Here is a 14,672-nt window from a genome sequence, read left to right on the forward strand (position 1 = left end):
ATCCGCACCAAATAGTGCGGATTTTTTTATTTAATTCCAAAAAATTCATCCAATGCTGCGATGTTCTTTTTATCATTGCCGATGAAGATTTTATCATCGGTAATGAAAACTGGGCGTTTCAGAAATGAATAGTGCTCCAACAGCAAATCTCTAAATTCCTTTTCCGACAATGTTTTGATGTCAATATTCCTAGCCCTAATCTGCGTACTGCGTTTGCTGAACAGCGCTTCATAACTTCCTGCCAGTGCATACATTTGCTCCAGTTCCTGCACGGTTATCGGTTCCGATTTTATTTCGCGGATTTCCCAATCGCTCAAATCGTACCGTTGCAGAATCCTTTGGCAAGTGCCGCAATTTTTCAGGTGAAAAACTTTTTTCATCGTTAATCTCCACGAATGTTTACCTCGCAATATTCACCGCCCTTGTTTCGCGGATTACGGTTACGCGAACTTGCCCAGGATAAGTCAGCTCATTCTGAATCTTCTCAGAAATATCATACGAAAGCTGCCCTGCTTTTTCATCATTCACTTTTCCGCTTTCCACCATCACGCGAAGTTCACGGCCTGCCTGAATGGCATACGCACTTGAAACTCCGTCGAAACTTAGCGCCGCCGCTTCCAAATCTTTCAGCCTTTGGATGTACGATTCTAGCACCTGCCTTCTTGCACCAGGCCTTGCACCAGAAATTCCGTCGGCTACCTGAACAATCGGCGAAAGCAGCGAGGTCATCTCGATTTCATCGTGGTGCGCTCCAATCGCGTTTACAACTTCCGGATGCTCGCCGTAGCGCTCCGCCCACTGCATACCGAGCAAAGCGTGCGGAAGCTCCGACTCCTGCTCAGGAACTTTCCCAATATCGTGAAGCAGACCGGCTCTTTTGGCGAGCTTAACATTCAGGCCAAGTTCCGCCGCCATCGTTGCTGCAATGTGCGCCGTTTCTCTCGAGTGTTGCAGAAGATTTTGCCCGTAAGATGAGCGGTATTTCATCCGGCCAACAATTTTTACAAGCTCCGGATGAAGCCCGTGGATTCCCAAATCGATAATCGTTCGCTTCCCTACTTCAATGATTTCCTCCTCAATATTTTTGCGGGTTTTCTCCACCACTTCCTCAATTCTCGCAGGGTGAATTCTACCGTCGGTCACCAACCTATGCAGGGAAAGCCTTGCGATTTCCCTTCTCACCGGATCGAAGCACGAAAGCAGGATGGCTTCCGGCGTATCATCCACGATGATTTCCACGCCTGTTGCCGCTTCCAGCGCACGGATGTTCCGCCCTTCCCTACCGATAATCCGGCCTTTCACCTCATCAGATTCAATGTTGAAAACCGAAACGGCATTTTCCACGGCCTGCTCCGTTCCGATGCGCTGAATCGTTTGTATCACGATTTTCTTCGCCTCGTTCTTCGCATTCAGCTGGGCTTCTTCTATGATGGCCTGAACTTGTGATTGCGCTTTGGATTTGGCCTCAGATTTCAGCGATTCCACAAGTTCTTCCCTCGCTTCTTCAGCGGTATAGTTGGAAATTTTTTCCAGCATCTCAATCTTCTGTGCAGTAGCATCTTCCAGCTGCTGCTGTTTTTTCGCAATCGCCTCGTTTTTCCGCTGAAGGTCGGCGTTTTGCCTTTCCAGGTCTTTCTCCAGCCTGCCGGTTTTGTTCAGCTCCTCATTCAGTTTCTGCTCTTTTTCCTTCACTCTTTTCTCGGCATCCTGAATTTTCTTTTCTCGGTTTTGAATCTCGGCATCGTGCTGAGTTTTCAGTTCCAGAAATTTTTCTTTCGCCTGGAGTTGTTTTTCTTTCTTCACAGCCTCTGCCTGCTGGGTTGCCTTGTCAAGAAGCTGATCAGCATTTTTTTTCGCGTCTTCCAACAATTGCTGTCCCTGCCGGTTGAGGTTACTTTTGGAATAAAACATTCCTGCTGCTGCCCCAATTATCAGCGCCACCAAACCTATTATAACTTCAATCATTTTATGTTAAATTTTCTTTTGTTTAATTTTTAACTCCATTTATCTACTCCAAATAAAAAAGCCTACAACAGTTCAGTGATTAGAGTAAACTCCCAATCTACACGATTTGGACTGATTTCCACCCTCTGTAATCCGCGGCTTGGCGGCGCGCCATTGGATGGACTTTCGCCCGGTTTCAGTTTAGCGTTGAGTTTACCTTAATGTGTTAGAACTGTTATAGGCAGTCTGTCGGGAGCTAGTCCCCCGCGCCTTCCAGGAGCCGGCTCAGCATCTGAACTTTCTCCACGGAGGCATTTGTAATCTTCTCAATCTGCACCGCAGCATTATCCGCTTTGGTACCCAGCCGCAGCGCGCACATAGCGAGTGCATCCTGCTTGTCCCGGATTTCAAAACTAGCCTCGAAATCCTTTATCATTCCCTCTATCTGCTTGCCTACGCGCCGCAGCGTTTCCTCCTCCTGAGGCATCACGCTCAGCGGATATGTCCTGCCCGCTATGTTTATGGTAATGCGCCTCGGTTCGGTCATAATCCGGTATTTTGAAGCTGGGCAATACAGGCATCCACCTCCTTTATCAGCCTGGTGATGTGGTTTTTCATCAGCCGGTTGTAGTCGGGGTTGCCGGAAATTGCCGCCTGCAGTTTTATATTTTTCGACTCTTCTATTAAGACCTGGCTGCGTTTTCTTTCTGCATCATATTTTCCCTCCAGTATTTTGTATTCTTCGGTAAGCTTTTCAAACTGAACCAGCAGTTGCCGGTACTCTTCCTTGATATTGATAATCCGCATCTCTAGTAAGGAAAAACTCTCCTCCAAATCCCGCAATGGCATCAGGTCAAAATTCTAACATTTGCAAAAGTACAGAATTTAAACCGTAAAAATCCCGATTGTGACAATATATCATAAAAAAAACCGCCACCAGGGCGGAGAATATTTATTGGCGCTATGCCATTATTCAAATTTCAGTACGAGCATAAAGGCGTGGGATTTCGCTTCCTTTATCGCTCCTGCCCAGTAGGGCGGCGTAGCGGGAGTGGGCGGGCTGGTGGTGGGATCAGCCGGGTTGTCTTTTATAAGTTCGTTGTTTAGAAAAAAAGTTCCGCGGACTCCGGTGGTTAATTTAAATTTACTGAAATAAAACTGCAGCCCTAGCTCTGCAGCTGGCCCGTAGTTGTGCGTAGTGGTGCGGAAAACATCCTGCATATTGTCATCCGAAGAATTCTCGTTGGATTGCATATTCATCAAATAGCTGAAGCCTGCGGCAGCGTACGGCCGGGAATTAAACCATCTATCCCCGTGATATTCCACTAGCAGCGGGATATCCAGGTAGGTGGACTTCACCGTGCGCTCCACATCGCCAAGGTAGGGAATGCCGGTGGCAGCCACCTCCGGGTAAGAAAAATTGTCCTGAGTGTTGAATGCGAGGGTGCGCTCCACAAAATGCAGACCGGGCTCAAGGCGTAGATCAAAATGATCCGTGAGGCGTACGCGCCCCATAATGCCTGCTCCGAAGCCGGCAGAGCCTTTTGAAAGCACGGCATTTTGCTTTTTCCCCTTCATGCCATAGCGGGGATCCAGCTTCATATGATAGTTAAAAGTGTTGCCTGCCAGGAAGAATCCCCAGCCAAATCTTTTGTCATCAAAACCTTCCAGATGATCGAGGCGCTCCCTGGACGGGAACATATCCAGCTGCGCGAAGAGTGGCTGTGAGGAAAGCGCGAGCGCTGCGGCAAATATGAACTTTTTCAGCATTATGATTACTTTGTGGCTTTATATATGGTCGCGATGCCCAGGCTAAGTTTCTTGTAATCCACTTTGGAGTAGCCCTGGGCGAGAAGAATTTTCTTCATCGCATCCCCGTATGGGAAGGCATTTACCGAGTCCGGAAGGTAGGTGTACGCGCGGTTGTCCCGGGACACCAGCCTACCAATGCGCGGCAGAATATTTTTAAAATAAAACTGATACAGCGGTCTTAATATACCCTCCACTTGGGAAAACTCTAGGATGAAAACGCTGCCGCCCGGCTTCACTACGCGGCGCATCTCGCGCAGCCCTATTTCGAGATTTTCAAAATTCCGTACGCCGAAGGCCACGGATACCGCATCGAAGGTGTCATCCTGAAACGGGAGATTTTCCGCATCGCCCTTCAGCATCCTTATCCCGGTAGAGAGCCCCGCATTTTTAATTTTTTCCGTTCCTACATTCAGCATTTGCTGAGACAGATCCAGGCCGGTAACCTGCGCCCCGGTGCCACGGTGGATCGCTATAGCGAGGTCGCCCGTGCCTGTGGCTACATCCAGTACGCGCTGCGGCCTGCCGGCTGCCATCATATGGACCAGAAGGCGGCGCCACAGTACATCTATCTTTAGGGACAATACATGGTTCAGCAGATCATATCTCGGGGCGATGTTATCAAACATATCCTCCACCTGCGATTTTTTGCTTCCGGCGCTGCTGTATGGTTTTACCTGGTTCAAATTTTTTAAAATTTATAAGTTTCGCTGTAATAATTTAAAAAATCCTGCTTGCGGAATATTTTACTCCGGGACTCTACTTTGGCGATATTCTTAATCAGAGGATCATATTTTTCATCGACATTATAGTAAAAATCCTCCGTATAGAGCTTGCTGAAGCGCTTTGCTCCACCGTAGTAGTTTTTCCCGTCTATTTCCGTAGTGCCCAAATTCAGCAGAAGGGAATCTTTGTTTAAATTATACCCATAGTACTGAGTGTGGATGTAATAATCTGAATTAGTGATATTTACGAGTCCGCGAATTTTATTCACAGTAAAGGCGGAATCGTACATTAGCTTTTTATTTTGGTCAAAAACTTTTATCTCGTTCTTTCCTTTTTTTAAATCAACCTTCACAAACTGCCCCGCAGAAATCACCTTTTCCTGCCCCCCATTAATTTTAAAGTAGTAAGTGCGAGGTGTGGGATTATCCACCAGGTAGTAATTTCTCTTTGCCAAAAAAAGTGCATAGATCCCGAATGCCGCCAGAGTAGCCGCCAGCGCGATCAGGAAACCTGTAAGTGCAGGGTTTTTCTTCATCAGGAATGAGATTCCTGGCAAAAGTAATAAAAATTGTGCTTGCAAAACCCGCCCCCGACTATCTGATTTGTTGTAACTTTGCATATTAATTTGTTTATGCCAAATACTATAATCTCAGGCTCAGGCTGCTATATACCGGAACGCGTGGTGGGCGCCTCCTATTTTTTGAACTCTGAATTTTTTGATGATAATTCTCAAAGACTGGATAAAACCAACGAGGAAATCATTGCCAAATTTGTAGAAATCACCGAAATCGCGGAGCGTCGCTACGCGGCAGAGGATATGAAGAACTCCGAGATGGCAGCAATCGCGGCGGAGAAAGCGATACAGGATGCCAAGATTGAGCGGAACGAGCTGGATTACATCATCGCAGCTACGAATTTCGGCGAGGTGGATGAGTTCGGAAATTCGAATTTTATGCCCTCTTTTTCTGCGCTGGTGAAGCACCGGCTTGGCATTACAAATACAAAGACGCGCCCCTACGATATGATCTTCGGCTGCCCGGGCTGGCTGGAGGGGCTGATCCTCGCAGACGACCTGATTAAATCCCGGAGGGCAAAAAAAATACTCGTCGTAGGCTCCGAAAAACTGCACAACCAGACCGACCCGTACGACCGGAATAAGATGATTTTTGCAGACGGCGCGGGTGCCGTAGTGGCAAGCGCCTCGGACGATGAGCGTGGGGGAATCCTGGCTGCCAACACACGCTCCTACACCGCGGAGGAGCTGGATTTTCTGGAAAACTCTTCTTCTCTGAACCCGGAGGCGGATAAAAAGCGGCTGTACATCAGGATGCGCGGACGGAAGATTTATGAGTTTGCCCTGAAAAATGTCCCGGATTTGATTAAAGAAACCATCGAAGATGCCGGGCTGGGCATCAGTGACATCAGCAAAATCCTGATCCACCAGGCGAATGCGAAGATGGACTACGCGATGGTAGACCGCGTGTACAGGCTGTTTGGCATAAAAAACGGCGACCACGGCATAGCCCCGATGACCATCCAGCAGTTTGGGAATTCCTCCACTGCCACCATACCCACTATGTTCGATCTTATAAAACGCGGAGAGATGGTTGGCCATACCTTCGAACCCGGTGCCAATATCGTGATGGCATCCGTTGGCGCCGGTATGAACATCAATGCGGCTGTATACAGATTTTCCTAGAAATTTTTCAAAAAAAAATTCCGCACTCAGTGGCGGAATTTTTTTTGGCATACCAAATAATTTTACATCGATTCATCCATCACTTCGCGGATGCTTGTCGCGTTGGATTTTAGCAGATCATAGTGCATACCCAGCGCCGTGAAAAGAGGATACTGCTTGTAATTGATGTCGTTTTCTTTTGCAAATTCTTTTATTTCCTCCGTAACCTCGTGGTAGTACTCGTAGCTGATGTTCGGGAAGAGGTGGTGCGCCACATGGTAATTGAAATTCCCCAGCACCTGGTGTATAAAAGCATTGTGGTTGGTAAGGTCATTGGTCACCGCGAACTGGTGGCGCAGCCAGGTATGCGGCAGCTTCCCGGTATCGTCTGGCTCTGGGAACTCGTTGTGGTCCGTAGCGTGGAGCGGGAGCAGCACAAAGAGTGCCAGGCAGCTGGCGGAGATTATCTGCAGGAACCACGCGCCTAAGGCAAGTTTCCAGCTTATTCCGAGAAAGGCAATCGGAATTACCAGCTGGTAGAAGAAGTAGAACGCCTTGAACGCCAGCATCTCAACCTTGCGGGATGCTGGGATTTTTGCCTGAGTTTTTTGGATAATCCTGTTCGGATCGAAGAAATCCCGGAAATCCCTCACGAACATCCAGTTGAAAAGATACAGCGGATACACCATGAAGAAAAATCTGTGCTGATACTTTTGTACCCCCTTTGCCTGGGCGTGCGGATATATCAGGATAGGGCCGCTTTGCTCCACATCGGTATCCCAGCCGTCCACATTAGGATAAGAGTGGTGGCTCAGGATGTGGCGACGCTCCCAGATGTAGCTGTTGGCACCTATCAAGTCGAAGATCCTCAGAGCCCAGCGGTTGTATTTTTTCGTTTTAAAAATATTGTTGTGCGCTGCTTCGTGGATGATATTAAGATAAATAAGCACCAGGATAATCCCCATAAATACGAAGCTGCCGATGTACAGCGAGGGATTGTCCCCGTTGAAAATCGCCACGAAATAAGCGCCGAAATAAAGCGCCGGCAGCAGGAAAGTTTTGATTACCACATTCATATCTCGCCGCTCGTCGAGGGTTTTCATACGCGCATTTACCTTCTGCCTCAGCTCATTGAAGAGTTGATTGTCATCCTTGACCTTGGTATAGACCGGTCTGTTCATTACTTTATCCATCAGTTTATTTTTTCAAATTAAAAATCATCAGTGCAGTACGGGATCTCTCCACCAGCCTGTTGCTGTAGGTTCCGCGCAAAAGCCTGTCCAGGTAGCTGTGGGAGCGGTGCAGTATGCAAAGCACATCTATTTGTTTTTCTGTGGCATATTGTGCCAGCCCGTGCTCCACTTCCGGATCGACTCTTATTTCTGCTTCAATTAAATCTGCTCCCACACTTTGTACCCAGTCATTCATTTTCGCAGAGAGCCTGCCCGCTTCCCTTTCGTTTTTTGCGATATGTACGCACTGTAGTTTTTTGGTATTTTGGCCTAAAACCCTTTTCGCAACCTGACGCACAGTGGGAACTTCTAGCTGATCGAGCATTACGCCCATACCGAAGTTTCGCACAGAAGCATACCGCGCTTCCGCTGGCACAGCAAGCAGAGGAATGCGGAGGTTCTCGGAAATCTGCTCTGCGTGGGAGCCGAAGATTTTTTTATCCAAATTATTATTTCCCGCGGTACCCACCACGAGGAGCCCTGGCTGTACCTGATCCGAAAAATCGCCTAGAATATCGATAAAATCTCCCTCTTCAAAATGGAAGATTAGCGAGGATTTCTGCTGTCCGAAGTTTTTTGCAATCTTCTCCAGCTCCTGCGCCTCCGCCTGAAACTTTGCCCAGCTGCTTCTCTCATCCCTTTCTATCAGGGCTTGCGCCACGGGGTGTACTCGCTCCTGCTCCTCACGGGTGGCGGCGTGGGAGATGGGCGCGATATGCAGAATGTGAAGCTCCGCTCCAAAATTTTCTGCCAGATTCAGGGCGTAGCTATAGGCATTGCGAGCCAGCTGAGAAAAATCCGTGAGAAACAGAATTTTTTCCATAAGAAGGTGGTCCTCAAAATTACTTTAAAATTACAAAACTTCAGTGGTTTTTCTCCTTACTCTGACATTTATCATATTCAAGCCTGCTGCTCCTGCTTTATTTTATAGCCTCTAAAAGACCTGTTCCGGAATGCCCTCCGCAGGATTACCAGCCGCCGGTTCGTCATACTGCCGTAGCTATTGGTCAGGATGAATACCGCTACCGGCACGAATAGCCAGCACGCTGCTCCCAGTACTATCTTCGCAGAATCATGAGCGCACTCTGGGCATAGGTGCGGTACGCCGCTCCTGCCCCCGGCACCGTGCCAGCATCCAGCACCGAAGCCATATCGCTGAGGCTCTGCAGCTGCGCCGAGTAGAGCGCATAGCTGATGACTGCCTGCCCGAATGCCGTGGAGATGCAGTTACGGATGACTATCAGCACCGCGAAGACGCCCATTATCTGATCCAGCGTAAGGCGGATAGAGGCAAGGTACCACGGCCCTATGAACAGGATGCCCATACCAACGCCCTTCACCATCATGGCCGCTTTCAGATAGCGGATGTCCATCTCCGGAGAGATGAGGAGATACAGCATGAAGGTGTGCAGGAACATGAAAAAAAAGCCGAGGAGAATGAAGTATTTCAAAGGCCATTTTTTATTAAAACCAATCAGCGCCAGTACTCCGGAAAATAGGACCCCGGGCACCGTCCAGGATTGCACCTCCGCATTCACAACATTGGGGTACCTCAGCACACTCAGCGCGTACTGCGAATAGATGCTGGAGGTAGAAAGATAAATTCCAAAAAAAATAAACAGAACCGATGCGTGGATGACATTCCATTGCTTAAATGTGCTGAAATCTATCAGCTTGCGTTTCTGCCTGCCCTGCCTCAAAATGACCGCGACGAAAAGCAGAATCCCGCCGATGAGCGATATTAAAATGTAAGGAGAATTAAACCAGTTTTGCTGCTGCATAAAGCAGAGACCAAAATTGATGCTCATAAACGAAGTCGTAAACATCAGCACCGAGAGCCAGTCGATCTGATAAAGCGGGAGTTTGAAGGCGAAGCGCTTGTCATGCTGAACGATCCTTGAAAGCGCCGCGAGAACCAGCAGAAGAAACGACATTAAAAAATACGGCGACTGCCAGCTGCCGTTCTCCGCGATGACGGCAAACCAGTAAATAACCGCCTGGCTGATGCCGATGAGGTAAGGATAGATGACGGCATAAGACTTCCCGCGATCTCCCGAGGGCGAGATCACGAACATCAGCGGCAGGAACATCTCCAGGTTTGCAGCCATTTTAAAAAAGCCAATCAGCAGGCTGCAGAGTATCAGCACGGCACTGCTGTCCGTAGTGGCGCAAATGTAGGAGAGCGCCGCGAGGATGATGAGGCTCACAGATAAAATCTGCCGGGATTTAAAGCGCAATTTTATACGGAAACCAAGCAGCATACTTACCCCCATACCCACAGTCATTGCATTGTTTGCCATCATCGCCACCTCTGTGTAGGTAGCCTGCGCGCCTACGATATCCAGATAATTACCAAGATAAATGGATGAGGCACAGGAAATTACAAGCATATACACCAGGATGAGCAGAAGCATCACCGGCTTTGGCACCCAGCTGGCAAAGGGACCTTTTTCGTAGAGCATTTATTATTGCTTTAGCGTTACTCCTACATTCATCCCTGCACGGAGCTCGCGCAGGTCTTCCGGTTTATTTTTGTTGGTAAATTCTATGCGTACCGGTATTCTCTGCTGCACCTTTACGAAGTTTCCTGTGGAATTATCCACCGGGATGTTGGAGTACTTCGCCCCGGTAGCCCCGGAGATTGCCGTTACCTTTCCCTCAAATACCTTCCCGCCGAGGGCATCAACAGAGATCTCTGCCAGCCCGCCGATTTTTACATTCTCCATCTGCTTTTCCCGGTAGTTCGCCGTTACCCACATATTGCGGTTGTCCACTATGGTGGCCACCTGCTGCCCAGGGCTCAGGAGCTGCCCTACATTCACGGTGCGGCGCCCCATCACGCCGTCGTGGGGCGCGGTGATTACTGTATAAGACAGGTTAAGCTTTGCCATATCCAGGGCATTTTGCGCGCGCTTGATTTCTGCATCGTTCAGCCCGATTTTAGATTCCACCTCGTTTACCTGAAGACGGCTGCTCGCCTGGGAATTTATTACTGACTGATACTGAGATATCTGAGCCTCGAGCTGAGCGCGCTGCGCTTCGTAATCGGATTTTACCTGGTCAAACTGCTGCCGGGTAACTGCTTCATCCTGCAGAAGATTCTGGTAGCGTTTGTAATTCTGCTCCGCATTCCACAACCTCGCCTTCGCCGCCTGGATGTTTGCCTTTGCAGATTCGGCATTCATCCCTATGGTGTTGACATTGTTGGATGCCGTACGCACCGAGGCACTGGTAGAGTTCCGCGCCGCATTTGCTGCCATCAGCGCGGCTTCCGCCTGCCCCACCTGCGTCTGTATCTCCCTGTCATCCAGGATGATAAGCGTATCGCCCGCCTTTACCTGCTGATGCTCATTAAAGCGGATGTCTTTGATGTATGCGGAGACCCTTGTATTTACCGGATTGATGAACGCCTCCACCTGCGCGGCATTTGTGTAGCGCCCGTTATCCACCCCGCGGAATGCCCGGATGGTGTAGTACAGCCCCACGCCTATCAGGGTGAGAATAACGGCGTTGACGATAGCCTTCTTCGCGGAGGCAGATTTGTTGGTGTTTTTCTTTTTAGGTTTTGAAGCGATGGGCTCTGCCACAGGCACCTCCTTCACCGGCTGATTTTCTTCCGCAGCCGACTGGTTTTGTATATTTTCTTCCATTTTTTATTTTTTTTAATTGTTCAATGTTCCGCTTTCTTTCAGAAGTCTGTAGTACTGGTTTACCACATTGATCTCTGCATTGGCGTGCTGCAGCTCGGCATCCAATTTGGCATTGCTGGCATCTATTACATCCAGGATTATAGCCAGCTGGTTGTTATATTTACTTTGTATTATACGGTAATTTTCCTCTGCCAGCTGCATATTTTTTTCAAGGGTATTTCTTTGGGTAATGGCTTCGTTGTATTTGATGAACGCTGCATTTACCGCCACATTCAGCAGCCGCTCGGTTTCGTCGCGCTGCGCTTCGGCCCTTTCCCTTTCCAGCTCCAGCTGCTTTTCCCTTTTGGGAGATTTGTAGAGCTCATCGACATTAAAATTCAGCGATAGCCCCACCTGGTAGCCGGCATTGTACATATCGTGCGGGGGTATTGTGCTGATGATGGGCTTTGCCATCCTGCCGCCCGCGAAGGCAGAGACAGCCGGCACCTTGTCCGCTTTAGCGATTTCGATAGCCTTATCCTGTAGTTCCACCAGCTTGCGCCGCGCGTCTAGGGACGGGTGGTTATGTATGCTGGCTATGTACGGCTCTAGCAGCACTGCATCCGGCACGCGTTCTTCCAGCGTTCTATCCGGCAGAATCATTATTTCATTACTTAGGCCTAGTGCTTCCGTTAGCTGATTATTCAGCACTAGGCGGTTGTTTTCGGCAACATTCAGCGCCAGTTGCAGGTTGGAGAGCTGGAGTTCCGCGCGGATGATGTCGTTCCTGGTCACCATCCCTTGTTTATAAAATTTATTGATATTTCTCAGCCGCTGCTCGGCAAGCTCTATGTTTTTTTTGTAAACATCTATCTGGTTGAGGATTTTGGAAATATCAAGATAATAGCCGAGCACAAGCAGCTTAATATTCTGCTCGCTCGCCTCATAGCTTAGGCCGGCGAGCTGCTCCTTCAGGGTCTGCGCCTGTATGCTGTTTCGTACCTTGCCACCCTTCCACAGCAGTTCCGTGGCTTCCAGGGAGTAATTGTTTCCGAAATGCGGCATTTCCAGTTTTTTTGAGTCCGAGAAATCCCTGTCGATCAGGTAGGCATCTCCCAGGTAATAGGCCTGCACTGCCAGATCAATCTTCGGGAGCATGGCGTTTTTCGCGACTTCGGTTTTCTGCCTTTCCACCGCCACATCGTAGCGTGCCACCCGCAGCGTGGGGTGGTTTTCCTTCGTAAGGCGGAACAGCTCCGGCACGGATAGCATTCGCTCAGTGGTTTGCGAAGTAAGCGCCCCTGCGGAGAGACCGATCGCCAGGAGCATCAGTTTTTTTGTAATATTCTTCATTCAGTTTCCTGATAAATTTCACTGGATAAGATGGCTTGCATCCTTTGCATTACAGCAGATACTGAGGATACATCCGCTGTCGGTATATTTTCCAAAACATCTTTGTACATACTTTGCACAAGCGGCAGCAATTTTTCCCGATAAGCTGCGCCTTCCTTCGTTAAAAAGATTAAGTTGCACCGCTTATCCCCATCGTGCTGCCTCCTGCTGATAAGGTTTCTGCTTTCGAGATTGGTGATGATGGAGGTCACGCTCGCTTTGTTCCTCACCGTTTTCTCCACGATCTCCTGCTGATTCAGTCCATCCATCCGCCAGAGGATCTTCATTACCTCCAGCATCTCTATGGTAAGGTCTATATCATTGTCTCGCATCAGTTTCTGAAACCTGGAACGGGCTGCCAGCCGCAGCTGATTGATGGCCTCCATCATTTCCAGAACCTGAACCAATTCCCCGGATGCATTTTTCACGGCGCAAAAATACAATTTTAGTTTGAATTCAAACTAATTATTGAGAATCGTTATGTTAAGTTTTCTTAACAGGGTTCAGGACTTGTCGAAATATTATTTCAAAAAAATTATAAAAAAATTTGTCGGTTCCCGCTGAATATCTATCTTTGCACTCACAAAAAAGAAAGGCATAGTGCCTTTCTATCCAGATCCGGTAGTTCAGCTGGTTAGAATGCCGCCCTGTCACGGCGGAGGTCGCGGGTTCGAGTCCCGTCCGGATCGCAAATTAAGGTTCAAAACCAAACAAAACCCTCTAAATCATACGATTTAGAGGGTTTTATGTTTTTATCAAATTTCAAAATTTGCAGATTTTCTCAAATCGTAGGGGGCAAATTCGGGTACCCAAAAAAGTGGTGATTCAGGGTAACCGAATTTTTTGTAAAAAGCCTGTCCAAAGGCATTTACAGAAAATGAACATCTTGTCTCCGGTTAAAAATAGAAATAATTTTAACCCTTTAAAAATACGATATGAATGCAAAAATTTCAATTCTCTTTTATGCTAAGAGAGCAAAGACCAGCATCAACGGCTTAGTGCCGATTTATATGCGCATAACAATTGATGGCAAACGCCTAGAAATAAGTTCTAAACGCTTTATTCTGCCAGAAAAATGGAATCAGGTACAAGGAAAAATGAAAGGCAATTCGGAAGAAGCCAGATCTATCAACAGTTATCTCGATATTCTAAAGGCAAAAGTTTATGATGTTCAAAAAGAAATCGTTCAAGAATCTGAACTGGTCACTTTGGAAACTCTAAAAAATAAGTTGCTTGGTAAAGAAGAAAAAAAGCGTATGCTCATTCCAATTTTCAACGACCATAATAAAAAGATGGAGCAATTGGTAGGGAAAGAATATGCAAAGGGAACATTAGGGCGTTATAAAACCTGTTTAAGCCATGTTCAGGAGTTTCTAAAATGGAAATTCAACACTTCGGACATTGACATCAAAAAGATAGATTATGCCTTTTTGAATGATTTTGAGTTTTATTTGAGAACAGAGAAAGACTGCAATAATAATTCAGCAGTAAAATATTTAAAAAACTTCGGAAAAATCATCAGAATTTGTTTAGCTAACGGTTGGATTGATAAAGATCCTTACCTTAACTATACATCCAAATTTAATGAAGTCACAAGAGTATTTCTGAATGAAGAAGAACTTCAACGCTTATCCGATAAAGATTTCAAAAACGAAAGATTGTCCTTGGTAAGGGATATATTCCTGTTCAGTTGTTATACAGGCTTGGCTTATATTGATACACAACAACTCACTCATAGCAATATCAATATAGGATTAGACGGCAATAGATGGATTTTCACGAAACGGCAAAAAACCAAAACCACATCCAATATTCCATTACTGCCACAAACGGAAACTATCATTGAGAAATACAAAAATAATCCCATGTGCTTGAATACAGGCAAACTCTTACCGATGCTAAGCAACCAGAAGATGAACGCGTACTTAAAAGAAATTGCGGATTTGTGCGGTATCAACAAAGAATTGGCCTACCATATCGCAAGGCATACTTTTGCCACAACGGTTACCTTATCCAATGGTGTTTCCATAGAAAGTGTGAGCAAAATGTTGGGGCATAAGAACATTAAAACTACACAGCATTATGCCAAGATTTTAGATTCCAAAGTCAGCCAAGATATGGAACAATTAAAAACCATTTTGAAAAAGAAAGAAAAACAAAAGAATTGTGAAATACCCACACTTCACTAGACCACTTTTAAGGGTTTCTTAATTGAATTTTATGCTGCTGATTTATATATTTCTATTGGTTTTTGGAGTTTGA

15 protein-coding genes and 1 tRNA gene are annotated in these 14,672 nt (G+C 47.1%); 3 read left to right on the forward strand and 13 right to left on the reverse strand.

The features are described 5' to 3' along the window. Positions 1-26 precede the first annotated feature (26 nt). The 7 genes from BUB43_RS04085 to BUB43_RS04115 all read right to left on the reverse strand — a co-directional run bounded on the left by BUB43_RS04085 (position 27) and on the right by BUB43_RS04115 (position 5,014). Positions 27-380: an arsenate reductase family protein gene (locus tag BUB43_RS04085; protein WP_073178554.1), complete on the reverse strand. Its 354-nt coding sequence runs from the start codon at positions 378-380 to the stop codon at positions 27-29. A 19-nt stretch (positions 381-399) separates the two neighbouring features. Next, a complete protein-coding gene (rny, locus tag BUB43_RS04090; protein ID WP_073178556.1) occupies positions 400-1,965 on the reverse strand; it encodes a ribonuclease Y in 1,566 nt (521 codons plus the stop codon). A gap of 235 nt (positions 1,966-2,200) precedes the next feature. Further along, complete coding sequence (locus BUB43_RS04095) at positions 2,201-2,491, reverse strand: cell division protein ZapA (RefSeq protein WP_073178557.1); 291 nt, start codon at positions 2,489-2,491, stop codon at positions 2,201-2,203. After that, a complete protein-coding gene (locus BUB43_RS04100; RefSeq protein WP_073178559.1) occupies positions 2,488-2,793 on the reverse strand; it encodes a hypothetical protein in 306 nt (101 codons plus the stop codon). The genes BUB43_RS04095 and BUB43_RS04100 overlap by 4 nt, the downstream gene beginning before the upstream one ends. A gap of 120 nt (positions 2,794-2,913) precedes the next feature. After that, positions 2,914-3,714, reverse strand: a complete 801-nt coding sequence (gene porT / locus BUB43_RS04105) for a type IX secretion/gliding motility protein PorT/SprT (protein WP_143154024.1) — start codon at positions 3,712-3,714, stop codon at positions 2,914-2,916. 5 nt (positions 3,715-3,719) lie between these two features. Further along, positions 3,720-4,439, reverse strand: coding sequence for a bifunctional demethylmenaquinone methyltransferase/2-methoxy-6-polyprenyl-1,4-benzoquinol methylase UbiE (ubiE, locus tag BUB43_RS04110; protein WP_260200461.1), 720 nt, complete (start codon positions 4,437-4,439; stop codon positions 3,720-3,722). Positions 4,440-4,444: 5 nt separating this feature from the next. Next, positions 4,445-5,014, reverse strand: a complete 570-nt coding sequence (locus tag BUB43_RS04115) for a hypothetical protein (protein ID WP_073178562.1) — start codon at positions 5,012-5,014, stop codon at positions 4,445-4,447. A gap of 96 nt (positions 5,015-5,110) precedes the next feature. Here BUB43_RS04115 and BUB43_RS04120 point away from each other — a divergent pair, with 96 nt between their 5' ends. After that, positions 5,111-6,178, forward strand: coding sequence for a 3-oxoacyl-ACP synthase III family protein (locus BUB43_RS04120; protein ID WP_073178564.1), 1,068 nt, complete (start codon positions 5,111-5,113; stop codon positions 6,176-6,178). A gap of 62 nt (positions 6,179-6,240) precedes the next feature. Here the strand turns inward: BUB43_RS04120 and BUB43_RS04125 are convergent, their stop codons facing one another. The 6 genes from BUB43_RS04125 to BUB43_RS04150 all read right to left on the reverse strand — a co-directional run bounded on the left by BUB43_RS04125 (position 6,241) and on the right by BUB43_RS04150 (position 12,838). Then, positions 6,241-7,350, reverse strand: coding sequence for a fatty acid desaturase family protein (locus BUB43_RS04125; protein ID WP_260200462.1), 1,110 nt, complete (start codon positions 7,348-7,350; stop codon positions 6,241-6,243). Between the two features lie 4 nt (positions 7,351-7,354). Next, positions 7,355-8,212, reverse strand: coding sequence for a universal stress protein (locus BUB43_RS04130; protein WP_073178566.1), 858 nt, complete (start codon positions 8,210-8,212; stop codon positions 7,355-7,357). A gap of 235 nt (positions 8,213-8,447) precedes the next feature. Beyond that, positions 8,448-9,851: an MFS transporter gene (locus tag BUB43_RS04135; protein ID WP_143154025.1), complete on the reverse strand. Its 1,404-nt coding sequence runs from the start codon at positions 9,849-9,851 to the stop codon at positions 8,448-8,450. Between the two features lie 3 nt (positions 9,852-9,854). Continuing rightward, on the reverse strand, positions 9,855-11,027 hold the full coding sequence (locus BUB43_RS04140) for an HlyD family secretion protein (RefSeq protein WP_073178647.1): 1,173 nt from the start codon (positions 11,025-11,027) through the stop codon (positions 9,855-9,857). Between the two features lie 24 nt (positions 11,028-11,051). Beyond that, on the reverse strand, positions 11,052-12,371 hold the full coding sequence (locus BUB43_RS04145; protein ID WP_073178568.1) for a TolC family protein: 1,320 nt from the start codon (positions 12,369-12,371) through the stop codon (positions 11,052-11,054). Beyond that, entirely contained in the window at positions 12,368-12,838 is a 471-nt protein-coding gene (locus BUB43_RS04150; protein WP_073178569.1) for a MarR family winged helix-turn-helix transcriptional regulator, read from the reverse strand. Before BUB43_RS04150 ends, BUB43_RS04145 begins: the two co-directional genes overlap by 4 nt. 187 nt (positions 12,839-13,025) lie before the next feature. On the opposite strand from BUB43_RS04150, the gene BUB43_RS04155 reads away from it, so the two are divergent. Continuing rightward, a tRNA-Asp gene (locus BUB43_RS04155) sits at positions 13,026-13,099 on the forward strand. 246 nt (positions 13,100-13,345) lie between these two features. After that, positions 13,346-14,599 carry a site-specific integrase gene (locus BUB43_RS04160; protein ID WP_073178571.1) on the forward strand — a complete coding sequence of 418 codons (1,254 nt, stop codon included), beginning with the start codon at positions 13,346-13,348 and terminating at the stop codon, positions 14,597-14,599. Positions 14,600-14,672 lie beyond the last annotated feature (73 nt).

It is taken from the genome of Cruoricaptor ignavus (genome assembly GCF_900141665.1).
GTDB lineage: Bacteria > Bacteroidota > Bacteroidia > Flavobacteriales > Weeksellaceae > Cruoricaptor > Cruoricaptor ignavus.